The sequence below is a fragment of the Atlantibacter subterraneus genome, from assembly GCF_007570865.1.
Classification (GTDB): domain Bacteria; phylum Pseudomonadota; class Gammaproteobacteria; order Enterobacterales; family Enterobacteriaceae; genus Atlantibacter; species Atlantibacter subterraneus.
This window is the reverse complement of sequence record NZ_VLPS01000011.1, coordinates 69,409-94,309: the sequence shown is the minus strand read 5'-3', so window position 1 is coordinate 94,309 and position 24,901 is coordinate 69,409. Positions and strand designations below refer to the sequence as shown.

Annotated in this window: 24 protein-coding genes; 8 read left to right on the top strand and 16 right to left on the bottom strand. The window is 52.7% G+C overall.

Translation table 11 applies throughout. The features are described from left to right. From spoT to gmk, 3 genes are read right to left on the bottom strand one after another with little or no spacing between them, the layout of a single operon-like run. Positions 1-2,115: a bifunctional GTP diphosphokinase/guanosine-3',5'-bis pyrophosphate 3'-pyrophosphohydrolase gene (gene spoT, locus FND52_RS20640; RefSeq protein ID WP_125295017.1), complete on the bottom strand. Its 2,115-nt coding sequence runs from the start codon at positions 2,113-2,115 to the stop codon at positions 1-3. Between the two features lie 19 nt (positions 2,116-2,134). Continuing rightward, positions 2,135-2,410 (bottom strand): DNA-directed RNA polymerase subunit omega, encoded by a 276-nt coding sequence (gene rpoZ / locus FND52_RS20635; protein WP_002436668.1) that lies wholly within the window; start codon positions 2,408-2,410, stop codon positions 2,135-2,137. Between the two features lie 54 nt (positions 2,411-2,464). After that, positions 2,465-3,088 carry a guanylate kinase gene (gene gmk, locus FND52_RS20630; RefSeq protein WP_125295016.1) on the bottom strand — a complete coding sequence of 208 codons (624 nt, stop codon included), beginning with the start codon at positions 3,086-3,088 and terminating at the stop codon, positions 2,465-2,467. Between the two features lie 253 nt (positions 3,089-3,341). Here gmk and ligB point away from each other — a divergent pair, with 253 nt between their 5' ends. After that, positions 3,342-5,027: an NAD-dependent DNA ligase LigB gene (gene ligB / locus FND52_RS20625; protein ID WP_144133026.1), complete on the top strand. Its 1,686-nt coding sequence runs from the start codon at positions 3,342-3,344 to the stop codon at positions 5,025-5,027. Here the strand turns inward: ligB and FND52_RS20620 are convergent. Both FND52_RS20620 and FND52_RS20615 read right to left on the bottom strand, forming a co-directional pair. Further along, positions 4,989-6,956: an acyltransferase family protein gene (locus FND52_RS20620; protein ID WP_144133024.1), complete on the bottom strand. Its 1,968-nt coding sequence runs from the start codon at positions 6,954-6,956 to the stop codon at positions 4,989-4,991. The genes ligB and FND52_RS20620 overlap by 39 nt on opposite strands. Before the next feature lie 307 nt (positions 6,957-7,263). Further along, positions 7,264-7,881 (bottom strand): trimeric intracellular cation channel family protein, encoded by a 618-nt coding sequence (locus FND52_RS20615; protein ID WP_144133022.1) that lies wholly within the window; start codon positions 7,879-7,881, stop codon positions 7,264-7,266. 319 nt (positions 7,882-8,200) lie between these two features. On the opposite strand from FND52_RS20615, the gene FND52_RS20610 reads away from it, so the two are divergent. Then, positions 8,201-9,643 (top strand): UDP-N-acetylmuramoyl-tripeptide--D-alanyl-D-alanine ligase, encoded by a 1,443-nt coding sequence (locus tag FND52_RS20610; protein ID WP_144133020.1) that lies wholly within the window; start codon positions 8,201-8,203, stop codon positions 9,641-9,643. Between the two features lie 43 nt (positions 9,644-9,686). On the opposite strand, the gene FND52_RS20605 is transcribed toward FND52_RS20610, so the two are convergent. Beyond that, complete coding sequence (locus tag FND52_RS20605) at positions 9,687-10,550, bottom strand: YicC/YloC family endoribonuclease (protein WP_144133018.1); 864 nt, start codon at positions 10,548-10,550, stop codon at positions 9,687-9,689. Positions 10,551-10,673: 123 nt separating this feature from the next. Here FND52_RS20605 and rph point away from each other — a divergent pair, with 123 nt between their 5' ends. After that, the gene (gene rph / locus FND52_RS20600; protein WP_125295010.1) at positions 10,674-11,390 is read left to right on the top strand and encodes a ribonuclease PH; all 717 of its coding nucleotides are present in this window, start codon (positions 10,674-10,676) and stop codon (positions 11,388-11,390) included. A gap of 80 nt (positions 11,391-11,470) precedes the next feature. Then, positions 11,471-12,112, top strand: coding sequence for an orotate phosphoribosyltransferase (gene pyrE, locus FND52_RS20595; protein ID WP_002436694.1), 642 nt, complete (start codon positions 11,471-11,473; stop codon positions 12,110-12,112). A gap of 31 nt (positions 12,113-12,143) precedes the next feature. On the opposite strand, the gene slmA is transcribed toward pyrE, so the two are convergent. From slmA to coaBC, 3 genes are all read right to left on the bottom strand, one after another. Beyond that, the gene (gene slmA / locus FND52_RS20590) at positions 12,144-12,740 is read right to left on the bottom strand and encodes a nucleoid occlusion factor SlmA (RefSeq protein WP_125295009.1); all 597 of its coding nucleotides are present in this window, start codon (positions 12,738-12,740) and stop codon (positions 12,144-12,146) included. 114 nt (positions 12,741-12,854) lie between these two features. After that, positions 12,855-13,313, bottom strand: a complete 459-nt coding sequence (gene dut, locus FND52_RS20585) for a dUTP diphosphatase (RefSeq protein WP_144133016.1) — start codon at positions 13,311-13,313, stop codon at positions 12,855-12,857. Then, positions 13,291-14,505: a bifunctional phosphopantothenoylcysteine decarboxylase/phosphopantothenate--cysteine ligase CoaBC gene (coaBC, locus tag FND52_RS20580; protein WP_144133013.1), complete on the bottom strand. Its 1,215-nt coding sequence runs from the start codon at positions 14,503-14,505 to the stop codon at positions 13,291-13,293. The genes dut and coaBC overlap by 23 nt, the downstream gene beginning before the upstream one ends. Before the next feature lie 165 nt (positions 14,506-14,670). Between coaBC and radC the strand changes: the two genes are divergently transcribed. From radC to mutM, 4 genes are all read left to right on the top strand, one after another. Beyond that, positions 14,671-15,345, top strand: coding sequence for a RadC family protein (radC, locus tag FND52_RS20575; protein ID WP_125295006.1), 675 nt, complete (start codon positions 14,671-14,673; stop codon positions 15,343-15,345). 216 nt (positions 15,346-15,561) lie between these two features. After that, positions 15,562-15,798: a 50S ribosomal protein L28 gene (gene rpmB / locus FND52_RS20570; RefSeq protein WP_002436699.1), complete on the top strand. Its 237-nt coding sequence runs from the start codon at positions 15,562-15,564 to the stop codon at positions 15,796-15,798. 20 nt (positions 15,799-15,818) lie between these two features. Further along, complete coding sequence (gene rpmG / locus FND52_RS20565) at positions 15,819-15,986, top strand: 50S ribosomal protein L33 (protein WP_003024094.1); 168 nt, start codon at positions 15,819-15,821, stop codon at positions 15,984-15,986. 72 nt (positions 15,987-16,058) lie between these two features. Further along, the gene (gene mutM / locus FND52_RS20560; protein ID WP_144133011.1) at positions 16,059-16,868 is read left to right on the top strand and encodes a bifunctional DNA-formamidopyrimidine glycosylase/DNA-(apurinic or apyrimidinic site) lyase; all 810 of its coding nucleotides are present in this window, start codon (positions 16,059-16,061) and stop codon (positions 16,866-16,868) included. Positions 16,869-16,875: 7 nt separating this feature from the next. Here mutM and coaD read toward each other — a convergent pair whose 3' ends face one another. From coaD to FND52_RS20525, 7 genes are all read right to left on the bottom strand, one after another. Beyond that, on the bottom strand, positions 16,876-17,364 hold the full coding sequence (coaD, locus tag FND52_RS20555) for a pantetheine-phosphate adenylyltransferase (protein ID WP_125295004.1): 489 nt from the start codon (positions 17,362-17,364) through the stop codon (positions 16,876-16,878). Next, positions 17,361-18,137 (bottom strand): glycosyltransferase family 2 protein, encoded by a 777-nt coding sequence (locus FND52_RS20550; protein WP_144133009.1) that lies wholly within the window; start codon positions 18,135-18,137, stop codon positions 17,361-17,363. Before FND52_RS20550 ends, coaD begins: the two co-directional genes overlap by 4 nt. Beyond that, positions 18,137-19,411, bottom strand: a complete 1,275-nt coding sequence (gene waaA, locus FND52_RS20545) for a lipid IV(A) 3-deoxy-D-manno-octulosonic acid transferase (RefSeq protein WP_144133007.1) — start codon at positions 19,409-19,411, stop codon at positions 18,137-18,139. Before waaA ends, FND52_RS20550 begins: the two co-directional genes overlap by 1 nt. A gap of 172 nt (positions 19,412-19,583) precedes the next feature. Continuing rightward, positions 19,584-21,212, bottom strand: coding sequence for a sulfatase-like hydrolase/transferase (locus FND52_RS20540; protein ID WP_144133005.1), 1,629 nt, complete (start codon positions 21,210-21,212; stop codon positions 19,584-19,586). Between the two features lie 14 nt (positions 21,213-21,226). Continuing rightward, entirely contained in the window at positions 21,227-22,198 is a 972-nt protein-coding gene (locus tag FND52_RS20535; protein WP_144133003.1) for a glycosyltransferase, read from the bottom strand. Between the two features lie 8 nt (positions 22,199-22,206). After that, entirely contained in the window at positions 22,207-23,190 is a 984-nt protein-coding gene (locus tag FND52_RS20530; protein WP_144133001.1) for a glycosyltransferase, read from the bottom strand. A 158-nt stretch (positions 23,191-23,348) separates the two neighbouring features. Next, positions 23,349-24,722 carry an O-antigen ligase family protein gene (locus FND52_RS20525; protein WP_144132999.1) on the bottom strand — a complete coding sequence of 458 codons (1,374 nt, stop codon included), beginning with the start codon at positions 24,720-24,722 and terminating at the stop codon, positions 23,349-23,351. Between the last annotated feature and the right edge of the window lie 179 nt (positions 24,723-24,901).

Genomic DNA, 24,901 nt, shown 5'->3' with positions numbered 1-24,901 from the left:
TTAGTTTCGGTTACGGGTGACTTTAATCACATCAGGCATGACGCGAATTTTACGCATGATATTCGCCAGCTGGATGCGGTCGCGCGCCGTCAGACGGATAAACGCGCTATAGACGCGCCCGTCTTTCTCTTCGGTGTTCAGGCTCTGAATATTAGACCCGGCAGTGTTAATGGCTGCAGTCAGATTCGCCAGCGCGCCCTGGTGATTGAACATATCAACCTTAATTTCGGTGATAAATTCCTGCTCAATCTCTTTATCCCACTCCACCGCCATGAATTTCTCAGGCTCTTTCTGATAGCCACGGATATTACGACAGGATTCGTGATGGATAACCAGACCTTTGCCCGGGCTGACGTGCGCGACAATCGGGTCGCCTGGAATAGGGCGGCAGCACTTGGCGAAGGTAATCAGAACACCGTCCGCGCCTTTAATTGGCAGCGTGCTGTGACCGGATGCAACAGAATGCGGCGCGGATGACGCCTCGCCCTGGAACAGGTTTTTAGCCACAACCACGCTCATGGCATTGCCAAGACCGATTTCTGCCAGCAGATCGTCCAGCGTCGCCAGCTTCATGCGCTCAAGTTCGCGTTGAATATTTTCCGGCGGGATTTCTGCCAGTTTCTTACTGCCACCCAACGCGTGGTTCAGCAGACGGCGGCCCAGGCTGACGGAATCGTCGCGCTTGAGGTTTTTCAACATCTGGCGGATTTTGGCGCGTGCTTTCGAGCTCACCACAAAGTTTAGCCAGGCGGCGTTTGGACGAGCACCCGGCGCGGTAATGATTTCTACGGTCTGGCCGCTGGACAGCGACTGCGACAGCGGATAGGGCTGACGGTCGACGCGTGCGCCGACGCAGGCGTGGCCGATATCGGTATGCACCGCATAGGCGAAATCCACTGGCGTCGCGCCAGCCGGCAGTTCGACAATGCGCCCTTCTGGAGTGAAAACGTAAATCTCATCCGGGAACAGATCGGATTTTACGCTCTCGATAAATTCAAACGAGCTGCCCGCGCTCTGCTGGAGTTCCAGCAGGCTTTGCATCCAGCGCTGGGCGCGGATTTGCGCGGTAGTGCTGCTTTCACCGTGCTCTTTATAAGCCCAGTGCGCCGCCACCCCCATTTCCGCCATCTGATCCATATCTTCAGTGCGAATTTGCACTTCAACCGGCACGCCGTGCGGGCCGATCATCGAGGTATGGAGCGACTGATAGCCGTTCGCTTTAGGGATAGCAATGTAATCTTTCACGCGGCCCGGGCGCGGTTTATACAGGCTGTGCATCTGGCCCAGTACGCGATAGCAGGTGTCCATATCCTGGACGATCACGCGGAACGCGTAGATATCCATGATGGAGTGGAAACGCTGCTCTTTCAGCACCATTTTGCAGTAAATAGAATAAAGGTGCTTTTCGCGACCGCTCACGCGGCAGGGGATCCCCGCTTCCTGCAACCGTCCGTCTATCTCCGCGAGGATTTTCTGGATCATCTCCTTACGGTTGCCGCGCGCGGCTTTCACCACTTCTTTAATCACGCGATAACGGTTCGGATAGAGCGCCTCAAAACCCAGTTCTTCCAGCTCGGTTTTCAAATGATGAATACCAAGACGGTGGGCCAGCGGGCTATAGATTTCCAGGGTTTCACGGGCTATGCGGCGACGTTTATCCGGGCGTAATGAGCCCAGCGTGCGCATATTGTGGGTGCGGTCAGCGAGTTTGATGAGAATGACGCGGATATCCTGCACCATCGCCATAATCATCTTGCGAAAGTTTTCGGCCTGCGCCTCTTTCTTATCGCGGAACTTCAGCTTATCAAGCTTGGACACCCCTTCGACCAGTTCAGCAACGCTTTTACCAAACAGTTGCTCCATGTCCTGGTAAGTCGCAGGGGTATCTTCGATCACATCATGCAGAAGCGCGGCCATTAGCGTTTCGTAGTCGAGTTTCATCTCGGCCAGAATGCAGGCGACGGCGACGGGATGGGTGATATAGGGTTCACCGCTTGAACGTGTCTGGCCCTCGTGGGCATCACGCGCAACAAGGTATGCCTGCTGCAGACGCTTAATCTGGTCTGGCGGCAGGTAATGTTGAATCAGTTGATTCAGGCTTTCAAACAGATACAAGGGCGACCCGACAGGTTAATTAACGACGGCCTTCAGCGATAGCGGTCACAGCCTGCAGTTCGGCGGCTTCCTGCTCTTGCTGCTCCTGACGATCGCGAACATCAAGGATCTGATTGGTGATCAGGCCTTCTTCGATTTCGCGCAGTGCAATCACGGTCGTCTTATCGTTTTCTTCCGGTACCAGCGGATCTTTACCGCCAACCTGCATCTGACGAGCGCGACGCGCAGCGACAAGTACCAGGTCAAAACGGTTACCAATTTTCTCTACAGCGTCCTGAACAGTTACGCGTGCCATATATAAAAAGCTCCACAGATGAAGAAATGACTGGGCATGATACTGAAACTATCTTCAGTCTGCCAATAGTTTGGTGATTAAAGCGTCATGTCGCTGCTTCTGGCGGCTCATACGCAGACGTTCGGCGCGCAGAATAGTTTTTAAATCCGCCAGCGCCGTATCGAAATCATCATTGATGATTAAATAATCGTACTCTGCGTAATGGCTCATCTCAGCAACGGCCTGAGCCATGCGTTTTGCAATAACCTCTTCGCTATCCTGACCGCGGCCACGCAGGCGTCTGTCCAGCTCATCCTTCGACGGCGGCAGAATAAAAATGCTGCGCGCCTGGGGCATCTTCTGGCGAATTTGCTGCGCGCCTTGCCAGTCGATATCCAGAAACACGTTTACGCCCGTCGATAAGACCTGCTCGATGGTCTCACGAGAGGTGCCATAGTAATTTCCGAAAACTTCGGCATGCTCCAGAAAGGCTTCCCGGGCAATCATGGCTCTGAATTCTTCATGGTTCACAAAAAAGTAGTGTTCACCATGTACTTCACCCGGACGTGGATTGCGGGTGGTATGTGAAACAGAAACTTGCGTGTCGTACAGCGGTTGCGTTTTCAATAAAGCCTGAATAAGGCTGGATTTTCCCGCGCCGCTGGGAGCGGAAACAATATAAAGCGTGCCTTGAGCCATGGGTGTCTTAACGATTCGGTATGCAAAAAAGAAGAGTGTATACCGGCTTATTATACACGCCGAGACGCAACGACGTAGCCCCCGTCACACTTTTCCCACGGTTTCGTTGTTTTATGCGCGAAATCTCGCGCTTTCCTGTGTCGCTTTGCCATCTACGCGAAGCGCTCCGGAAGACGCCTCGCAGAGATGAGTTTTGCCGCATGACGTGGCTCCCGCACTGTTTTATATCAGTGGCATCATTCAGGGAGGCGCTATGAAAGGATGGAAATTATTTATTCTGATGCTGTTTACGACGATGGGTTACTGCGACTGTCCGGCGTGGTCGGAAAAGCGTGCAACGCAGGAGATAGCCACGCTGAGACAGCAAGTAAAAGAATGGGATGATGCCTACTGGCAGCAGGGCGAGAGCCTGATAAGCGACGAAACCTATGACGCTTTACGTGCGCAACTTCTGCAATGGGATGCGTGTTTCCCTCAGCGGTTTGGAAAAGAGAAAGCGATAGCGGCAAAAGGGGGCACAGTCGTCCATCCTGTGGCGCATACCGGAGTACGCAAAGCAGTAAATAAGCATGCTGTTATCGACTGGATGGAAGGGCGGGATGCGCTCTGGGTGCAGCCGAAAGTCGATGGCGTGGCGGTAACGTTAGTGTATCGCAAGGGCAAGTTGGTTGAGGCCATCAGCCGGGGCGATGGGCTAAAAGGGCATTCATGGCTGGATAAAGTCAACGCCATCCCCGCTATTCCAAAAACAACCACTGGCCCGCTAGCCGACAGCGTGTTGCAAGGCGAGATTTTTCTTCGCCAGCCTGAGCATGTTCAGCAACATTCGGGCGGCCTTAACGCGCGATCAAAGGTTGCAGGCGCAATGCTGCGGCATGGGTCATCACCACTGCTGGACGAACTGGATATTTTTATCTGGAGTTGGCCCGGCGGTCCGAAAGCAATGCCTGAACGGCTACAGCGTCTGGCGGAGGGCGGTTTTCCGTTAGCCCTGCAATGGTCCTGGCCCGTGGCAGCTATTAATGATATCGAGAACTGGCGCAAACGCTGGTTTACCAGCCCACTGCCGTTTGTCACCGATGGCATTGTGGTCAGGCAAAGCCGGGAACCGGAGGCGCGTAACTGGCAACCAGGGCAAGGCGACTGGCTTATCGCCTGGAAATACGAACCTGACGCCCGGATTACCGCTGTTCGCGATCTTCATTTTACCGTCGGTCGCAGCGGCAAAATTTCCGTGGTGGCGCAGCTTGAACCGGTAACGGTAGACGATAAACAAATACAACGGGTCAATATTGGCTCCGTTCGCCGCTGGCAGAAATGGGATATCGCACCGGGCGATCGGGTTCTCGTCAGCCTGGCAGGCCGGGGGATCCCGCAAATTAAAAGCGTGGTATGGCGCGGCGTTGAGCGGGACAAACCGCAGCCGCCCGAACAGAACCCTTATCATGCGTTAAGCTGTTTTTATTACACGACGGATTGCCACGAGCAGTTCTTATCGCGGCTTGTCTGGATAAGTTCTTCATCAGTATTGGCAATATCTGGGGTGAATCGGGCGGGTTGGCAACAGTTGGTCGATACTTTTCACTTTGAGCACATTTACTCGTGGATGGCGTTGACCCAACAGCAATTACAGAGCGTGCCAGGCTTTTCAGCGAGGCGCGCTCTGGAGATGCGGCATCGGTTTAATCTGGTTCGTCAACAGCCTTTCCGGCTGTGGCTAAAATCGCTGGGTCTGCCTTTACCTGCTGCGGCAATGAATACGCTTCCGGACAGCGACTGGCACACTCTCGTTAATCGCGACGAGCCGAGCTGGCAAAAGCTACCAGGCGTCGGAGTGGAGCGGGCACGTAAGCTGGTGCAGTTTACGCGGTATCCGCACGTTGCTTCTCTCGCTTCCTGGTTAGGGAGTCAGGGAGTTGAGGGGTTTGGCTCCCGCTAGTGAAGGCGAAGACGTGGCGAATATTTCGGCAAACATCGGCACCAGGTTTTTATTACCGGATTCGCTGAGGTGGTTATCGTCAAAATAAAGAGGCTGTAATGAATGACTGCCATAACAAACTCCGGCGCGACATAACTCACGAGTGGGATCAAGAATTTTTACCCCACACTGTTTTGCTGCAGTATCCTGAGCATCAATAATCGTTTTATTACGCTGATTATAAACAGACAGCTCTGCGGTCACGTCTTCTGGTTTTTTCCCAAACATAAGCGCATGCGATAAAACCCTGGGAACATTATGCGGCATTTCTGGTATTGGCTTGACCAGGTAAACCTGACGCTGCTGGCTTAACTCGCATGCTGTATTAATCAGGCTTTGTGCAAATTGTTGAGAGTAAATTTCATTAACTGAGTTATCGAAGCTAACCAGTTTATTTTCCACGTAATGGGAAATGCGGTTAACAATAATTACAGGAACGTCTCCTGGATATTCGCTGAGTTTATTCAATAAAGACTGATTGAATTTATCACAGCCTTTATGTTTTACGCGATGCGCATTAAAAAGAGTTGGGCAACCGGAATAAGTTAGCCCCATTACGGAACCATAAGGTACTGCCGCCTGAGCCAAAGCGGTTACGGTAGCTTCGGCATGGCTGTCCCCAACCATAATAGCTTTTAGTGGACCCTGGCCATAATAACTGACTCCAGAGGAGGTGTCCGCTGCATAGTTTTTATTAACCGCTTCCCTTGCGATGCTATCCATCAGTTGATTGGGATGGTTAGTGATAATTTCTTTTCTCGCCAGAGTGCTGACGCCATAAATCATCAGAATAGCGCTAAAAATGACAGCCCAGAATTGTGGTTTTGAAACCCGGCTTAACGACTTTTTTGTCGGGTTTTCAATTAATAACCACGAAAGGTAACCCGCGACTATGGAAGCGCAGATGCCAGCGACAATCCATTTAACGTTATGCTGCCTGTCTGCATAGCTCAATAATACCACTACAGGCCAGTGCCATAGATAGATTGAATAAGAACTTAACCCCAGCCACTGAACGCTCCGGCCAACCTGTGCAGAGTAATATTGCTCGTTACCCAAAATGACGAACATTGTGCCGAGTACCGGTAGCCATGTGTAAAAAGAAGGCCATTGCATGGCGGGTTTTATAAAAGCAATACTCGCAAAAATGATAAGATAGCCCAATACAGTAAGGGCAAGTTTTATCTGCGAAGGCCATTTATTTTTGGCAAGATGCCATACCAGCCCGCCGCAGAGCATTTCCCATGCGCGAAACGGCATAAGATAAAAGGTTGACGCTGTGTGCTTGTCATTAACACAAAAGATGGAAATAAATGATGCAAGCGTCAGTAAGACCATCGTCACGCTGGGATGAATTTTCTTCCGAAAGCGGTAAGCAACAATAAGCACAAGCGGCAGAACCAGGTAAAACTGCCATTCAACAGATAATGACCAGGTATGCAAAAACCAGTTTTCGTGGCTGTCAGCAGTAAAATATCCCGCCGTGTCTTTATTAAGTTTGATATTGGAAATAAATAAAACGACATAACTGATATATTGGCCGACTGCTTTAAATTCCAGAGAGGGGAACCATAACCAGGAAAGCAAGAACAGCACGGCGCACATAAAATATAATGCCGGTATAATCCTTTTACAGCGCGCAATATAAAAAGTGAATAAATTAAACGTTCCAGTTTCTTGCCCGCCGCAAATGATTTTTGTCATCAAAAAACCGGAGACAACAAAGAAAATGTCTACCCCTGCAAATCCGCCTGGAGCCCACAACGGCGCAAAGTGGTAGGCAACAACGGCAGCAATCGCTATTCCACGGAGGAGATTGATATCATGCCGGAAACCCTCGGTAAGGGTTAAACGTTCGGCATTATCCAGAGGTAAGCTAATGTGCGCCATGAAATTTCCTGCAGGGAAGGTTACCCGGCGGATTTTATCATGAATTGTACGAATGTTTATGTGTTGTATTGCAAATATTATTGTATGGTTTTTTAAGGAAAGCTAATAACATTACTTTAATTAATCAAAATGCCGTTTAACATGACTATGTAATATAGTTGTAACGCTTAGAATGTGGTTTGGCGATCGACTATGGTTTAATCGATTTATAACCACATTGTTTAAAGTGTTTATAGGGTAGTAGCTAGTTATATTTATTTAACAAATTTGTTACACAATTGGTAAGGCCATTTTTAATGGTTACAATTCAATGCCCACTATGAGAATAGGCGAAAACGGGCAAGCCAAGCTTATATCTCAGCGCCAGCAAACGCGCGGTAAAACCAAACAATAGCGTGCTGATAATTACCATGTCCTGATTAGAAACGTAATGTTGCAGAGCCAGATAAAGTATTGCCGCAGCAAAAGAAATTCCTGCATATAATTCTTTCTGAAACACCAGAGGGATGCGCTTACAGAACATATCGCGCAGTACGCCACCAAATACGCCAGTGACGACGGCGGAAATGGAGGCAATCACCGGCCCTTCTCCCATTTCCAGCGCCACCTGCGCGCCGATAATTGAAAAGACAATCAAACCCAATGCGTCAAGCACAAGGAAAAGCCGGCGCAGATAGGGCATCACCGGCGCAACGAGCGTCGTTAACACGGCGGCGGTAGCCACAATAATGACGTATTCAGGGTGTTTTACCCAGCCCAGAGGATAATGTCCGAGCAGAATATCGCGTACCGATCCGCCGCCAAGCGCCGTGGCCGTTGCAATGATGATAACGCCAAACGTATCCATGCGACGGCGGCCTGCGGCCAGCGCGCCCGTCATCGCTTCTGCGGTAATACCAACCAGATAAAGAATATGAAGCAGCATCGTGACCCCCCTAAGATAAGCACGAAAGGGTAACGTTTTGTGCGGTATGTCACGATTGAGATTTTCTAACACAAGTCATTCGAATTAGAAAAAATAATCAATTTATAGATTTTTAATCGTCTTTCTCAAGGTATGTGTGAGTTAAATACGCTTTTATATTATAAAAAATCTAATCTGATTCGGCGAGGTGGAAACCTCCAGCACAACGTTGCGCACCGATCGCCTCAGACGCTTCTCCTTGGCGTGCGGTGGGTTTATTAATAGGATAAGGCCATCGAAATTCTTTCTACCCCACCCAGGCACAGGCTGATACAACTCTATGGAAGAAATGCATCATAACGTAACGCGTCTGGCCTGCAACGACGATGCGGGTGAGAACGGGTTCTGGACAGCGCACCATGTTACCCTGGCGACTGGCGGCGAATGGCTCCGCCAGCCTCAGCAAGAATGGACCGCGACGGGGTTGTCTATTTATGCTCCGGCAATGCAGCCGGGCAATATGGCGGTTATTCGCACGGAAGTCGATAAATGTGGTATGCCTGAAACGGCGATTCACTCCATGTCACCGCCGCCGGCGTGTCTTATCACAACCGCCCCGGAACAACTGACTGATTCACGGCTTCCGCTATTAAAAATTACCGACGCGACCGAAGCCATACTGGCGTTAGGACGTTACGCGCGTAACCAGATGGTGGGTAATATTATCGGCGTAACCGGTAGCGCAGGCAAAACCACCTGTGTCGCGATGCTGGCTGGCGCGCTTTCGCCCTGGGGGCCGGTTTGCAAAAGTGCGTTTAATGCGAATCTTCCTCGCGGCGTGGCATGGAATCTGGCTTCTGTGCCGTGGAATACGCCTTATACCGTCCTGGAGATGGCTATTGGACGTATGGCTGTTAGTTCCCGTATGGCGCGCCCACATATCGCAGTTTTTACCAATGTTCAGCCTGCGCATTTAGGTGAAAAAGACACGCTTCGCGATATTGCGATTACCAAAAGCGCCATCTTTTTAGGGATGTCGCCGGGGAGTATCGCCATTCTTAACCGGGATATGCTGGAATGGGAAACGGTGCGCGAAGCTGCCGAAAAGCGTCAACTCACTATCCTGACCTATGGTACCCACAGCGACTGTGACTTTCGCCTCCTTAGCTATGAAGCGGTAAGCCATCGCGTAACGGTGAATGCGCAGGGTCAAAAACTGACTTATCAGCTCGATGCTGGTGGTAAACATATCGCTATCAACAGTCTTGCTGTGCTGGCGACAGTCTCGGCGCTCAATCTTCCCCTTGCGCCAGCGATTAACCAACTCGCTAAATTCCAGGCGCTGGCGGGGAGAGGTGCAGAAAAACCGCTTCATATTCAGGGGCGGAAAATAATGATGATCGATGATGCCTACAACGCTAACCCCGGTTCAATGGCGGCAGCGCTGGAAAAACTTAGCGAAACGCAAACGTCAGGACGCCGTATTGCCGTGCTTGGCGAGATGGCTGAGTTAGGCAGCAATGCGGAACGCTACCATACGGAACTTGCCGCGCTGATTAACCACTCGAAAATCGAACGAGTCTATTTGTCAGGAGAGGCCTATAACGCCTGCTGGCAGTTACTGGAGCAGGACCGTAAAGGAGGGCATGTTACAACGCATCTGGCGCTGAAACCGCTGCTGCTGGAGACGCTCCAGGATGGGGACGTAATATTGCTTAAAGGGTCGCACAGTACGCGTATTCACGAATTGGTACGCTGGCTGGAAGCGCAATCAGCGCAGTGAAAATAAGAGGCCAGCGGAGGGGCGGCCTCTTATTGCTTTGAAATTATTCGATATTCTGGATTTGTTCGCGCATTTGCTCGATCAGCACTTTTAATTCAATCGCAGAATTTGTGACATCGGCATTAATTGATTTTGATGCCAGCGTGTTCGATTCGCGGTTGAACTCCTGCATCATAAAATCAAGGCGACGGCCCACGGCCTCTTTTTTCTTGAGGATGTTATAGGTTTCTTTGACATGCGCTTCCAGGCGGTCAAGCTCTTCCGCCACATCAACGCGTTGCGCCAGTAACACCAGTTCCTGCTCCAGGCGGTTATTTTCCAGCTGCACCTGGGCGTCTTCGAGTTTGGCGACCAGTTTGTCGCGCTGCCACTGCATGATTTCCGGCATATGGGCGCGAACGTTTTTCACTTCAGTGCTTACGCCTTCAAGCCGCTGTTCAATCAGGGCTTTCAGCGCCTGGCCTTCGGTTTCCCGGGCGACGATAAAGTCATCCAGCGTGGCATCCAGGGTGGCGAGAATTTCCGCAGCAATCGCATCCAGATCCTGCTCCTGAGCCGCCATCACGCCAGGCCAGCGCAGAATATCAACCGGGTTGATTTCGCCTTCATCGCTTTGCATTTTCACCCAGTTCGCCGCTGCGACCAGCTGTTTTGCCAGCTTTTCGTTGAGGATCAACTCGCCCTGGGCGCTGGAGTCGGGTTCATAACGCAGATTGCATTCGATTTTGCCGCGGGTCAGGCGGTTGCGAATACGCTCACGAACGACGGGCTCAAGGCTACGAAATTGCTCCGGCAGACGAATATAGGTTTCCAGGTAGCGCTGATTCACGGAGCGCAATTCCCAGGCGGCGCTGCCCCATTCACCCTTGGTTTCACGCCGGGCGTAAGCGGTCATACTGCGGATCATAGATGTTCCCGTTTGATGAGAATGATGAGGGGATTATAGCCACCCATGGCCTGGCAGGATAGGAATAAGCGCCCGAAGTCCGTATAATGCGCAGCCACATTCGTTCTAAGCCGGAGAAAACCCATGCGTCCAGCTGGTCGTAGCGCCAATCAGGTGCGTCCTGTCACTCTGACACGTCATTATACTAAACACGCTGAAGGTTCCGTGCTGGTCGAGTTTGGCGACACCAAAGTCCTGTGCACCGCTTCCATCGATGAAGGCGTGCCGCGCTTTCTGAAAGGCCAGGGCCAGGGATGGATCACGGCGGAATACGGCATGTTGCCCCGCTCTACTCACACCCGCAACGCGCGCGAAGCGGCTAAAGGCAAGCAGGGCGGAAGAACGCTGGAAATCCAGCGGCTGATTGCCCGTTCTCTGCGTGCTGCCGTGGACCTCAAGGCGCTGGGCGAATTCACCATTACCCTGGATTGCGATGTGATCCAGGCTGATGGCGGTACGCGCACCGCGTCGATTACCGGTGCCTGCGTGGCGCTGGCGGATGCGCTGAATGCGCTGGTGGCGAACGGCAAACTGAAGCGCAATCCGCTGAAAGGCATGGTTGCCGCCGTATCCGTTGGGATTGTTGCCGGTGAAGCAGTTTGCGATCTGGAATACGTAGAAGACTCCGCGGCGGAAACCGATATGAACGTGGTGATGACCGAAGATGGTCGCATCATTGAAGTCCAGGGCACTGCAGAAGGCGAACCCTTTACCCACGAAGAGCTGCTTGAGCTACTGGCGTTAGCCCGTGGGGGAATCGAATCGATTGTCGCGTCGCAGAAGGCGGCGTTAGAAAATTAATCGTAAGGCGACCAGTGAGTCGCCTTTTTTTTGCCATTTATTCGTACCACTCATTTGCACGCTTTAGAAGGAGCAAATCCATGAAACCGTATCAACGCCAGTTTATTGAATTTGCGCTCAACAAACAGGTATTGAAGTTCGGCGAGTTTACGCTGAAATCCGGGCGTAAAAGCCCTTATTTCTTTAATGCCGGGCTGTTCAATACCGGTCGTGACCTGGCGTTGTTAGGGCGCTTTTATGCCGAGGCGCTGGTGGATTCCGGCATCGATTTTGATTTGCTGTTTGGGCCAGCTTATAAAGGCATTCCGATTGCCACCACCACGGCAGTGGCGCTTGCCGAGCACCATGACCGGGATGTGCCGTACTGCTTCAACCGTAAAGAAGCCAAAGATCACGGTGAAGGCGGCACGCTCGTAGGAAGCCCGCTGGAAGGCCGTATTATGCTGGTGGATGATGTGATTACCGCCGGTACGGCAATCCGCGAATCGATGGAAATTATTCAGGCGCACGGCGCTACGCTTGCGGGCGTGCTGATTTCCCTCGATCGCCAGGAGCGTGGACGTGCGGACATTTCAGCGATTCAGGAAGTGGAGCGCGACTACGGTTGTCAGGTCATTTCCATCATTACGCTAAAAGACCTGATTGCGTATCTGGAAGAACGCCCGGAAATGGCTGACCATCTGGCTGCGGTGCAGGCGTATCGCGAAGAGTATGGAATTTAAGTGAGTAAAAAGGCCGGAACCCCGGCCTTTTTTATTGAAGCTGTGAAGCCAGCAGCGGCCAGCGCGCATCGAAATCTGCGGTCGGGCTGTAGCGGAACTCACTGCGCACAAACCGCGACAGCATGCCTTCGCAAAACGCCAGCAGTTGGCCAGCCAGCAGCGTCTCGTCCGTTTCATACCCTTCGCCTTCACGCATTTTCCGCTCGCGTAAAACCTGACGCAGCTGCGCTTCAATACGTTCGAACAGTTGGTTAATGCGCCCTTGCAGGCGATCCTGTTCAAACATGAGCGCATGGCCGGTGAGAATACGGGTCAGCCCAGGATTCTTTTCGCCAAAGCCCAGAATCAACAGCATGATAAGACGCAGGCGCGAGGTCGTGTCTTTCTCATCTTTGAGGATCAGGTTAATCCGGGTAATCAGGCTATCTTCGATAAACTCGATAAGACTATCGAACATACGCGTTTTGCTGGGAAAGTGGCGATACAGTGCCGCTTCCGAAACGCCAACCGAGGCTGCCAGTTTTGCTGTGGTAATGCGCTGACTGCCATCGCTTGATTCAAGCATTTGTGCCAGAGATTGAAGTATTTCTTCGCGACGATTCCGTTTCGCGGTTTGTTTTTCTGCCATGATCTCAAATACCCCTGAAAAAACGCAATTGTCAGGCGGCATCCACATTATTACCGCAAGCTATTGCCTGCGGTTTTGTTTGTTATTAATGGGACGCGTAACGATAGGGGCGGATTAACTCCGCCCGGAATGGCCGAAGCCGCCTTCACCACGAAGGGTGGCGTCAAAATCTTCCACCAAATTAAATTCCGCCTGAACGACGGGGACAAAGACCATCTGCGCGACACGTTCGCCCGGCTCGATGGTAAAGCTATCCTGTCCACGGTTCCAGACCGAGATCATCAACTGTCCCTGATAATCGGAATCAATTAATCCCACCAGGTTGCCTAACACCACGCCGTGTTTATGCCCAAGGCCGGAACGAGGCAGGATCACCGCCGCCAGCGAAGGGTCGGCGATATGGATAGCCAGCCCGGTCGGCAGCAGCGTGGTAGCGCCTGGCGCCAGCTCCACGGCGGCGTCAAGGCAGGCGCGCAGATCCAGGCCCGCAGAGCCGGAAGTCGCATATGTCGGCAGCGGAAACTCTTTGCCCACGCGCGGGTCAAGGATCTTAACGTCGATTTTTTTCATCATAACGGGTCACTATCTCGTCCAGTAAACGGTGGCCAAGGAGCGCTTTTCGCTCAAGCGGTAAAGCGAGTTCTCCATCCTGCCAGTAAAGGTGCAAAGCATTACTGTCGCTATTAAACCCCTGACCGGCTTGCGAGACATCATTAGCGCAAATCAAATCGAGGTTTTTACGGACACGTTTTTGCCGCGCATATTCTTCCACATTATTCGTTTCGGCGGCAAACCCGACGACATAGGGACGCTGGTTTTTCAGCGCGGCGACGCCGGCAACGATATCCGGGTTTTTCACCATTTTGATAACCAGCTCGTCGCCCTGTTTTTTGATTTTTTCATCGGCAACGGCGGCAGCGCGATAGTCCGCCACCGCGGCGCAGCCAATAAAAATTTGCTGCTGTTGCGCGCGTGCCTGCACAGCGGCTTCCATTTCCAGCGCGGTAGTCACGTCGATGCGCTCGACGCCCGCAGGCGTCGGCAGAGAGACCGGCCCGCTTACCATGGTGACGTGAGCCCCGCGCGCCGCCGCTGCCGCAGCAATGGCGAAGCCCATCTTGCCTGAGCTGTGATTGGTGATGTAGCGCACCGGGTCAAGCGGTTCGCGGGTCGGACCGGCGGTTATCATGATGTTCAAATGTTGCAGATCGTTGACAGGCGCAAAATGGGCAACGGCCATATCTACCAGCACCAGCGGATCGAGCATACGCCCCGGGCCAACGTCACCGCAGGCCTGGCTGCCGCTGTCCGGCCCCCAAATCATCATGCCGCGATCGGCGAGCACGCTAAGGTTATGTTGGGTGGCGAGATTACGATACATCTGTTGATTCATTGCCGGAACCACCGCGATGGGCGCAGGGGTGGCCAGACAGATGGTGGTGACCAAATCATTCGCCATACCCGCCGCGACGCGAGCAATTAAATCTGCCGTCGCCGGGACAAGCATCACTAAATCCGCCCATTTCCCCAGCTCGATATGACCCATCGCCGCCTCTGCCGCCGGGTCCAGTAAACTGTCTGAAACAGGGTAACCCGATACGGCTTGCAGACTCATGGGGGTGATAAAGGCTTTAGCCGCCTCCGTCATGGCTACCCGGACATCCGCGCCGCGCTCGCGCAGACGCCGCACCAGGTCTGGTGTTTTATAAGCTGCGATGCCGCCGCTTACCCCGAGAACAATTTTTTTACCGGCAATACCCGTCATAACCTGTTCCTGTCGCCGTATCGGAAAGCGGCTATTTTATCACATTCCCGAAAATGGCGGACGGTGAGTAAAAATGAGTTTGCGAGATGTCGCGCAACCTCATCATCGTCGCGTCGAGGGTGCGTAAAAACTGTGCCATGATCCCCGGTACCGCAAGGAGGGATAATGAGCAGAAGAAAGAAAAAGCCCTGGGATGGTCCACGCGAAAAGCTACAGCGCTCTGGCGCAAAATCCCTGACGGACGTTGAGTTGCTGGCGATTTTCCTGCGCACTGGCAAACAGGGGGTGACGGTGATGGAGCTGGCTGAAAAATTGTATAACCACTTCGGCTCGCTACGAGGATTGCTGTCGGCCCCGCTTGACCGCTTTCAAACGATTGGCGGGGTTGGCGAGGCGACCTACACGCAGTTGCGCGCTATTGCTGAGCTGGGGCGACGCTATTCCGAGTCATGGATAGAAGAAGAAAAACCGTTGTTGAGCCCGGATATGACGCGTGAATTTCTTCAGGGCCAGCTAACGGATGAAGAGCGCGAAGTCTTTATGGTGATCTTTATGGATAATCAGCATCGGGTGATCAAACATAGCCGGATGTTTTCCGGCACGCTCAGCCACGTTGAGGTGCATCCACGCGAAATCGTGCGGGAAGCCATGAAGATGAACGCCGCCGCGGTGATCCTTGCCCACAATCACCCGTCAGGCCATTCCGAGCCCAGCCAGGCAGATAAATCGATAACCGAGCGCATCATAAAATGCTGTGATTTCATGGATATTCGTGTGCTCGACCATCTGGTCATTGGCCGCGGAGAATACGTTTCGTTTGCCGAACGGGGCTGGATTTAGGTAAGTTTCCGCGATCCAAAGGGATCTTTGTCTGTTCGGGACTTGAGCACCCGGCTTACACAGCGTATACTACGCCACCTTTGAGAATCTCGGGTTTGGCATTTGGGCCTGGCAATCGTGGGTTCGCTTAGAACTGCGATAACCGGGCTGTAAAGCCTGACGAGGCGCCAATACCCCATACGAAGCTCGAGCTAATTTGATTTTTGGAGAATAGACATGTCCCGAGTCTGCCAAGTTACTGGCAAGCGTCCGGTGACCGGTAACAACCGTTCCCACGCACTGAACGCGACTAAACGCCGTTTCCTGCCGAACCTGCACTCTCACCGTTTCTGGGTTGAGAGCGAGAAGCGTTTTGTCACCCTGCGCGTATCTGCTAAAGGTATGCGTGTAATCGATAAGAAAGGCATCGATACAGTTCTGTCTGAACTGCGTGCCCGTGGCGAAAAGTACTAAGTACTTAGAGGAAATAAATCATGGCTAAAGGTATTCGTGAGAAAATCAAGCTGGTTTCTTCTGCTGGTACTGGTCACTTCTATACCACCACGAAGAACAAACGTACTAAGCCGGAAAAACTGGAACTGAAAAAGTTCGATCCAGTTGTCCGTCAGCACGTGCTTTACAAAGAAGCTAAAATTAAATAATTTTAGTGACTTGTATGAAAACCCGGCTTATGCCGGGTTTTTTGCTTTCTGTCACCGTGAAAAGGGGAAACGATGCCTGAATTACCTGAGGTGGAAACCAGCCGTCGCGGTATTGAACCGCACCTGGTGGGTGAAACCATTCTTCATGCCGTTGTGCGTAATGGCCGCTTGCGCTGGCCCGTTTCTGATGAAATTCATGCGCTCAGCGATAAGCCGGTTATCAGCGTGCAGCGGCGCGCCAAATATCTGCTGATCGAATTACCTGACGGCTGGATCATCGTGCACCTTGGCATGTCCGGCAGCCTGCGCGTGCTGCCCCATGACATGCCCGCTGAAAAGCACGATCACGTCGATTTAGTGATGAGCAACGGTAAAGTGCTGCGTTATACCGACCCGCGTCGCTTCGGCGCATGGCTCTGGACGACGTCGCTGGAAGGGCACAACGTATTAGCGCACCTCGGCCCGGAGCCGCTGAGCGACGAATTCAACGGTGAATACCTGCATCAAAAATGCGTCCGGAAAAAAGTCGCCATCAAGCCCTGGTTGATGGATAACAAACTGGTGGTGGGCGTCGGCAATATTTACGCCAGTGAATCGCTGTTTGCCGCCGGGATCCATCCCGATAAGCTGGCCCAGGCGCTCTCTAAAGAAGAGTGTGAGTTGCTGGCAACCGCGATCAAAGCGGTGCTGCTGCGTTCGATTGAGCAGGGCGGCACCACGCTGCGCGACTTTTTACAAAGCGACGGAAAGCCGGGATATTTTGCCCAGGAGTTACAGGTCTACGGAAGGGAAGGCGAGCCGTGCCGGGTGTGTGGAACGCCGATTCAGGCAGGTAAACACGGGCAACGCCGCACGTACTGGTGCCGACGCTGCCAGAAGTAATGCGCGATCAGTGCCCGGCCGCCAGTTTACTGAGCAGCGCCTGGCACACTTTCTCCGGTAAAAAGTGCGTGACATCGCCATGGTGGCGCGCCACTTCTTTCACCAGCGTGGAGGAGATGAACGACCACTCTTTTGACGGCATCAAAAACACGCTTTCCAGCTCGGGCATTAAATGACGATTCATATGTGCGAGCTGCATTTCATACTCAAAATCCGCCACGGCGCGTAACCCGCGAACCAGCACGTTGGCCTGCTGCGCCCGGGCGAAATTAGCCATTAAATCGCTGAACCCTACTACTTCGATGTTGGCCAGGTGTGCGGTTGCCTCTTTCGCCAGCGCCACACGCTCATCAAGGGTAAACATTGGTTTTTTACTCGGGCTGGCGGCGATAGCGATAATCAGCTTGTCGAACATGCCCGCAGCTCGGGTGATGATATCGATATGACCGTTAGTGATTGGGTCAAAGGTGCCGGGATAAATCGCTTTTGTGCTCATATAGCGGTCTTTTGTGTGTAGCCGTGATTCAGCGCCCACAGCTCGGTGTATTTGTTGAACGTGTACTGGGCATTGACCACCGCCAGTAACCACCCCTGTTTGCCGTCCAGCACGCCGCCGCGAATAATCAGCGTCTTAATAAACGCGCCCAGCGTATGGCCCATAATCCCGGCGATAGAGCAGCGCTTGCCTTTCTGATGGCGTTCCTGAGCCCACGCGGTGGCATAGTTAAGCTGCTTTTGCTGGAAGCTGGCGAAATCGCGGCAGGTCAGGTGCAGTAAATCGCCCTTTAACGCGATAACGCGGGCGCCCGGCGCATCCAGCGACTCATGGACCAGATTGTCATTATAGCGGTAACGTTCGCGCGGATAGAGACGGGTGACGCGGTCAGGATACCAGCCGCTGTGGCGCATAAAGCGGCCCAGAAAATAATTGCGGCGCGCAATGCTGTATACCGAGTCTGGCTGTGGGTTTTCCAGTACCGCCAGAACCGCCTGTTTCAGTTCCGGCGTGACGCGCTCATCGGTATCGATCATCAAAACATAGTCGCCGGTCGCCAGCGCCTGAGCGCGCTGGCGCTGGATGCCGTAGCCCGGCCAGTCGGTGGAGGTGACAACAGTCGCGCCAGCCTCACGGGCGATATCCAGCGTGTTATCGGTGCTGCCGGAATCAAGCAGGATGATTTCATCAGCAAACGCCACCGATGCCAGGCATTCTGGCAAAATGTCTCCGGCGTTTTTTGCAATCATGACGACCGACAGGCGCGCAGGCATCAATGGCTCCGCTGCGGCAGATAAGGCTGCAGAAGTTGCAGCAGACGCGTCAGCGCCCCCTGGTTTTGATGCAGTACTTCTACGGCGTGACGGCCATACCACAACCGATAGTCTTCATCGGTCAGCAGCGTTGAGATCTCTTTTACCAGCGCCGGGGCGTCGTTAACAATAATCAAGCCGCCCGCTTCCAGCAGACGTCCGCAAATATCTTTAAAGTTGAAGATATGCGGGCCCATCAGCACCGGGATCGCGTGCGCGGCGGGCTCCAGCGGGTTATGGCCGCCGCGCTCCACCAGGCTGCCGCCGACAAAGGCGAGATCGGCAATGCCGTACAGCAACATCAGCTCGCCCATGGTGTCGCCAATCACCACCTGGGTGCTGCTCGACGGGATTTCACCGGTGCTGCGCAGGGTAAAGCTGAAACCCGCTTTATGTACCAGGTCCCGGGCATCTTTAAAACGCTCCGGATGGCGCGGCACCAGGATCAACAATAAATCAGGAAAGGTTTTAAGCAGCGCCTTGTGCGCCTCAAGGATAATTGCCTCTTCGCCATCGTGGGTGCTGGTGGCGATCCACACTTTACGGCGTGGTGCCCACTGGCGACGCAGCGTCACGGCGCGAGCCGCCAGTTCAGGCGTGACGGAAATATCGAATTTCAGGCTGCCGGTAATGGCGAGCTGATTGCGCTTCAGGCCCAGCTCCAGAAAGCGATTACCGTCTTCTTCATTTTGAGCGGCAATCAGCGTGATTTTATTCAGCAAGCGGCGCATAAAACCGCGCAGCTTTTTATACCCGTTTGCCGACCGCTCAGACAGACGCGCGTTAGCGATGACCAGTGGGATTTGGCGCTGATGCAGCGCGGCAATCATGTTCGGCCACAGCTCGGTTTCCATGACGATCACCAGCTTGGGACGCACATTGTCCAGGAAGCGGTTCATGGCGCAAGGGAGATCGTAAGGCAGATAGACGTGATGAACGTCTTTGCCGAAGGCGGAAAGCACGCGCTCCGAACCTGTTGGCGTCATGGTCGTGACGGTGATCGGCAGCGTCGGGTAGCGATGGCGCAGGGCGCGTACCAGCGGAATAGCCGCCAGCGTCTCGCCCACCGAAACCGAGTGCAGCAATATACCGTCAGGCGCCACCTTATTCCGGCAATAACCATAGCGTTCACCCCAGCGTTTACGGTACGCAGGAGCCTTACGGCTGCGAAGCAGCAACCGTACCCAGATGAAGGGCTGAATAAGATAGAGTAAAGCGGTATACAACGATTCCAAGCGAATATCCGTTATTTTCTTAATCGGCGGGCAAATTCTAAGCATTTAAGCCGGTTAAAGCTATTGTTTTGGCTTACTACGGGGCGTTTTACCCTTTCAGAGAAAGGGCGGCAAGAAGATTTACTCAATCTGCGGGCAGCCAGGCCGCCCGCAGAAATGCCAAAGGAGAGAATTATTGTGCGGGTAGCGTATCAAGATGGTAAGTCACCCGCCCGGACAGGCCGCGAATATCCCCACCGGTGATGAAATAGGAATCATCTTTTTGGTTGGGGTTTTCCACTGAAAAACCGAGCATTTTATTAATCAGCGTCGCCAACTGGTAATGGTTGCGAGGCAGATTTGGGGTGATATCGCCGATACGGTAATTGGCGTCGTTGCTGAAATAGATAAACGGAACCTGAGCAATAGGCATCGCGACAATCGAATGGCCGAACAGGCCGCCGTCACCGACGCGCTCACCGTGATCGGAAGTAATAAACACCAGCACCGGCAGTTTTGATTTTGCCATTGTCGTACGGATCGCAGAAGCCAGCTCCTGGTCGTAATAACGCACCGCGTCGTCGTACTCGTTTTTCTTCTGCTCCACATCGTTGGCCGCCTGCGGCGTTGAGAATTTTGCAAATCCCGGCGGCAGGTTGCGCTCATAAGGAATGTGTGGTGCGCGGCTGTTAAGCACCATCAGGAAAGGTTTATTCCAGTCCAGTTTGGCTTGCTCAACGGATGGCGTCAGAACCCGGTCCGCGCCGACTTCCGGTGCCGGGCGAATCTGAGTGTCTTCCCACAGGTCGATATTATGAATGCCAATCCAGTTGCTTAGCCCTTCCAGCCCTTGCGCAGAAATAAATGCGGTCTGGTAACCCTGTTTTTTGGCGTTGGCGAACAGGTTAGTGGCTTTCGATTTATAAGCGTAGTAGTTATCCGGTTCGCGCAGGTTGTTAACCAGCATCGGAATCGCCACGCGAGTTGATACGGCGTTGGAGATAATAAGGTTTGCGCTACCCTGGTACTGCTTCATCAGCGCATTCAGCGCCGGCGTGGTATCACGCTGATAACCCAGGGCACTGACATGGTGCGGGTTAAGGCTTTCGCCAATCGCTAGGATAATGGAGTATTTTCCAGCCTGGCTGCCCGGTATCGGCGTCACTTTATAAGGCTCGTAGTGGGCCAGCGTTTGGTTTTCGCCGGAAATCGCTTCCGGGATCAGGCGAATGGCGCTGAAGCTCACGGCAGATAACCCGTTACGCAGCAGGCTGTGGCGTAAATCCGGGTTGAATTTATACATTTGCCCGTCGACCGCCTTGTAGAACTGCCCGGCAAACATCACGACGATGATCAACAGTGAGGGGATAGCCAGCCATTTTTTCCACTGTGGTGCCAGACGGCGCGCGAAGGCCAGCGAAAAGATAATGGCTACGATTAAAATCGCGATGTAAATCCCCAACACGCCCAGGCTGTCACCGATGCCGCTGGCAATATCTTTGGTTTCGACCAGCGCCAGCCAGACTTCGCTGGGGCCATAAAATTGCCCATAAAAGGTGTAATAAGCGGCTTCGGAAACCTGAATAAAGAACGTTATCGCTAACAGCAACCGCGTCAGGAAATAGCGGGAGCTGATGGCTGCCAGCAGCGCGATAATAGCGTAGAGCGCGATATCATCAGCTTTTGGGCTATATACCTTATCCTTCAGCAGGATGCTGATCTCAGAAAACGAGAACAGCACCATAAAAATCAGCGCCAGAACCAGCGTGCGTGCCAGATTACGCCCAAAAGACGCGGGCGCTACAAGAGTGGACGTGGACATACAAAAACCTTCAATTAAAACTTCTTGGTCAGTGGACGAATGACCTTGCCAATGCTGAAGTGCAGCGCGCGGACAAACTCCGGTTTGTTGTGTAATCCCTTACGCCAGATCCCTTCAAATAACTCATACCAACGCGCCGCGACGGCACGGCGTGAATAAAACTCCAGTCTTTTTCTACCCTGCTCCTGCATTTGCTGATACAGCGCGGGATCGTTCTTCAGGCGCATGATCGCGTCGAATGCCTCGTCAGGCGTTTTGGCAATCAGATAATCAAGCTCGCTTTCGCGGATGGCGCGGAAAGAGGGCTCGTCATCGCAAATCATCACGGTTTTACCCAGCCAGCCGTTAATCAATTTACTGGCAGGTTTGCGCGCCAGCTTATGATCGTGGGATTTACGAAAACTCAGGCAGACATCCACATTGCGATAATCGGTCCAGTTATCAAATGAGATACGTAACGTGATGCCTTGATCCGCAAGGCGTTTAATAAACGCGTCGGAACGGAATTCCGGCGGGAAGCTGTCGACACGGCCAAAGTAGGCCACGGTATCAATGGTACTGTCGGTACGCTCGCGCGGCTGGACGCCAGGCTGCGGCCAGTACGGCACGAACAGGCGATTTTTTAAACCTGCGACTTCCGGATTTTGTTCCACTACGTAATCCGCGCCAATAATGGGCGGACGGTCAGCGCGTGCCACAACGGTCACGCCTTTCCAGGGTTTAACCCGCGATCCGAAATCATCGTTATGCATCAGGTTGATGGCGTCGGAACGACACTCTGAACCAAATGAACACTCGATATCATCGCCATAAAAGTGTTTAAGCGTCAGGGTCGTCTGAAAGGTCCACCCGCCACGTCCACCGCAGTAGAAGCGCTCGGGAATGGTATCTGGATTGACGCGCGCATCCAGCAGCGTCTGGAAATCAGAATAATTTTTCGCGATAAAGTCAGCGCGCGAAACCGCATGCAGTTTTAATTTACTCATAGTCTTCGTTAGCTGATTATTTTTTTAAGACGGAAATAACGGCGGCCTAAACGCCAGCGCAGTTTAAACCCACGGGCATTCTTCCAGATCATCGACCAGATACCGCGATCGAACAGCTCCTGGGTGATCTCGCGTTTTTTTGCCGGATCCTCGATGTTGTTGATACTGTGTAAAATACCGAGGCCTTCTTTGGCGATTTGCCAGTGGCAGGAGGGAACGCGCTTCACCTGCTCAGGATAACGACGGTTAATGTCGTTGAGCATCTCAAGGATCTTCATGTAATGGCGTGATGAGCGCATCCGGGTATCATCGGTACCCGGCGTATGCGACACCGAAGCCGAATGAATCAGATAATCGTACAGCGCCTCATCCACATATTGTACCCGCTTCGCGGTTAACAGCAGTTCGGTAGTCCAGGGGATATCCTGGTGGCGCAGGCCAGGTTCAAAACGAAAACCATGTTGTTTAATAAAGTCATGGCGATAAATATTCAGCCAGGTGACGTGCAGGAATTTACGCGAGCGCAGGGCCATTTCCAGCCAGACCGGGCCTTCTAATACGCCCGTTGATGACAGGCGGTCTGAAGGGAATATTTTTTTCGCCGGACGTCCGTCATCATAAATATAGGTCCCGTTACAGGTCGCGACGTCCAGATCGTTTTGCAGCGCAATTTCCAGCAGGCGGTTATACATGCCGGGATAGATCACGTCATCAATATCGGGGAATGCCACGTATTGGCCGCGTGCCACCGCCAGACCGGTATTCCGCGCGGCGGAGACGCCGCCGTTTTCCTGGTTCAGAACGGTAAAATCGCTAAATTGCTGAGCGTAACGTTCAATAATGTCCGCCGAGCCATCGGTCGAACCATCATTAACCACAATCAGCTCGACGTGGCTGAGATGCTGGTTTTTGATGCTATCAAAGAACGTACTGAGAAACTTCTCACCGTTATAAACCGCGATGATCAAACTCAGTTGTGGGCTATCAGACATGCTTGCTCCGTGATTGCCGGGGGATTCGCTGTGTGAATGAGGTCCGGCGGAATGGCATTTCGACAACGAACGGGTTAAAACGTTCGCCAGACCCGTGCAGACGCCAGTGGGGCTCTATTATCTATGAGTTAATAAAGAAAACCACTGGCGCGTGAGCCTTAACGTTGCGGGGGCGGTAACGATTCCCGGTTGCGCGTCGCGCAAATCCCAACCAGCAGGCCAGTCAGCAACATGTATTGTTCGAGGTAATGGTCTTTTAAATTGTGATCGACCAGGGTGCGTGAGAAGAAGCCGATGGTAAACAGCAGCAGGAACAGGCCTGCCATCATGTTTCCATGGCGATACTGCTTCCAGCCGGTGTACCAGCACATCAGCAGCAGTACCAGCCACCCGGCGATGCCGACAATCCCGTTCTGCAAGCCAAACTCGATTAAACCGTAATGGCTGTGCGGAATATTAATGCGCGGATCGTTCAGGTCATTACGCAGAATTTCACGGAATGCTTCTTTACGCGGCCCGATGCCGAAGGGGTGCTCGCTCACCAGTTTCCAGCCCTGATGGAAGAAGCTGGCACGGCAACCGTTGGAATGGTTGATCGGCAGACCGTCTTCATTACGCGGAATGGAACCATCGGTTTTGTTGTAGCAGAAGCTGGTGAAAGGCGCGTTCCAGCCCGCGATGGCGTCGCTTTCCAGCGCCTGCCAGCGCGGATCGGTTTTCCATGAGGTGTAGGCGATAGCCGCTGCAGCTAAAGCGAGAGCGATAAAAATCGCGCCAATTTTCATGATGTTGCCGCGACGCATTTTGTGCAGGCTCAGCAGCAAAAAGGTTGAAAACAAGCTGCCTACCAGGCCAATGGTTCCCCAGCGCGTATCTACCAGCGCGGTACAAATCAGGTTCGCCACCAGCATCACAATCAGGAACGAGGTTTTTAGCAGCAAAAAGCGTTTATGAATCAATGCCCGGGCAAGCAGTTCCGCGATCAGGAAGCCGGTGATCATATTGATCTGGAAGCTCATTCGGGTGCGGTTAAACACAATGCGCGTTTCACCCCAGTGAATGACGCCGTCACGCCAGTAAAGCCACACGGTATCCAGCAAATGAATGCAAATAACGCCCCAAAAAAACAGGATGATCAGCGTAAACAGTTTGTTGGCGTTAAGAGAGGAAAACTGCGCCTGGATAGCGGCAACCAGGACGATGCCCGCGCAGAACAGCAATACCGGGCGTACCCACTGGCCGTCCCAGGTGCTGACCATTTCTTTGATATCAGGCGCAACGATCAGCCCGTTAAGTAAAATGAAAAAAGTTAACGCCCAAAGAAACAGCACAATGGGCTTAACTTGCTGCGTATTCAGATGCTGGCGCGCCGTGGGAGACGTAAAGAAAAGGCCGAGCGCAAACACAATCACCGGATAAATCAATCCGTTGCGATGGAAAGGCAAGGAGCCGTTGGGAATAGGCCAAACAAAACAGAGCGCTAATATGAAAACCACTAGCGACCCAGTGAAGACGTTACGGGATTTAAGCATAGTTATAACAGCAAGTTAAAAGCTAAGGGTAAGGGGAACATTTCCTGCATTTTGCATGAGAAATATCAATTTTTCCCCTGGAATAACCGCAAAAACGCGAGGCAAATTACCATAGTTACCCCAGCTACAGAAGGATAAAATTTATTAACGCGGCTTATCTCATCGGTATAATTCGCAAA

Excerpts from the sequence above, each read along its gene's own strand:
- rpoZ (WP_002436668.1), bottom strand. The coding sequence starts at position 2,410 with ATGGCACGCGTAACTGTTCAGGACGCTGTAGAGAAAATTGGTAACCGT.
- gmk (WP_125295016.1), bottom strand. The coding sequence starts at position 3,088 with ATGGCTCAAGGCACGCTTTATATTGTTTCCGCTCCCAGCGGCGCGGGA.
- ligB (WP_144133026.1), top strand. The coding sequence starts at position 3,342 with ATGAAAGGATGGAAATTATTTATTCTGATGCTGTTTACGACGATGGGT.
- FND52_RS20620 (WP_144133024.1), bottom strand. The coding sequence starts at position 6,956 with ATGGCGCACATTAGCTTACCTCTGGATAATGCCGAACGTTTAACCCTT.
- FND52_RS20615 (WP_144133022.1), bottom strand. The coding sequence starts at position 7,881 with ATGCTGCTTCATATTCTTTATCTGGTTGGTATTACCGCAGAAGCGATG.
- FND52_RS20610 (WP_144133020.1), top strand. The coding sequence starts at position 8,201 with ATGGAAGAAATGCATCATAACGTAACGCGTCTGGCCTGCAACGACGAT.
- FND52_RS20605 (WP_144133018.1), bottom strand. The coding sequence starts at position 10,550 with ATGATCCGCAGTATGACCGCTTACGCCCGGCGTGAAACCAAGGGTGAA.
- rph (WP_125295010.1), top strand. The coding sequence starts at position 10,674 with ATGCGTCCAGCTGGTCGTAGCGCCAATCAGGTGCGTCCTGTCACTCTG.
- pyrE (WP_002436694.1), top strand. The coding sequence starts at position 11,471 with ATGAAACCGTATCAACGCCAGTTTATTGAATTTGCGCTCAACAAACAG.
- slmA (WP_125295009.1), bottom strand. The coding sequence starts at position 12,740 with ATGGCAGAAAAACAAACCGCGAAACGGAATCGTCGCGAAGAAATACTT.
- dut (WP_144133016.1), bottom strand. The coding sequence starts at position 13,313 with ATGATGAAAAAAATCGACGTTAAGATCCTTGACCCGCGCGTGGGCAAA.
- coaBC (WP_144133013.1), bottom strand. The coding sequence starts at position 14,505 with ATGACGGGTATTGCCGGTAAAAAAATTGTTCTCGGGGTAAGCGGCGGC.
- radC (WP_125295006.1), top strand. The coding sequence starts at position 14,671 with ATGAGCAGAAGAAAGAAAAAGCCCTGGGATGGTCCACGCGAAAAGCTA.
- rpmB (WP_002436699.1), top strand. The coding sequence starts at position 15,562 with ATGTCCCGAGTCTGCCAAGTTACTGGCAAGCGTCCGGTGACCGGTAAC.
- rpmG (WP_003024094.1), top strand. The coding sequence starts at position 15,819 with ATGGCTAAAGGTATTCGTGAGAAAATCAAGCTGGTTTCTTCTGCTGGT.
- mutM (WP_144133011.1), top strand. The coding sequence starts at position 16,059 with ATGCCTGAATTACCTGAGGTGGAAACCAGCCGTCGCGGTATTGAACCG.
- coaD (WP_125295004.1), bottom strand. The coding sequence starts at position 17,364 with ATGAGCACAAAAGCGATTTATCCCGGCACCTTTGACCCAATCACTAAC.
- FND52_RS20550 (WP_144133009.1), bottom strand. The coding sequence starts at position 18,137 with ATGCCTGCGCGCCTGTCGGTCGTCATGATTGCAAAAAACGCCGGAGAC.
- FND52_RS20540 (WP_144133005.1), bottom strand. The coding sequence starts at position 21,212 with ATGTCCACGTCCACTCTTGTAGCGCCCGCGTCTTTTGGGCGTAATCTG.
- FND52_RS20535 (WP_144133003.1), bottom strand. The coding sequence starts at position 22,198 with ATGAGTAAATTAAAACTGCATGCGGTTTCGCGCGCTGACTTTATCGCG.
- FND52_RS20530 (WP_144133001.1), bottom strand. The coding sequence starts at position 23,190 with ATGTCTGATAGCCCACAACTGAGTTTGATCATCGCGGTTTATAACGGT.
- FND52_RS20525 (WP_144132999.1), bottom strand. The coding sequence starts at position 24,722 with ATGCTTAAATCCCGTAACGTCTTCACTGGGTCGCTAGTGGTTTTCATA.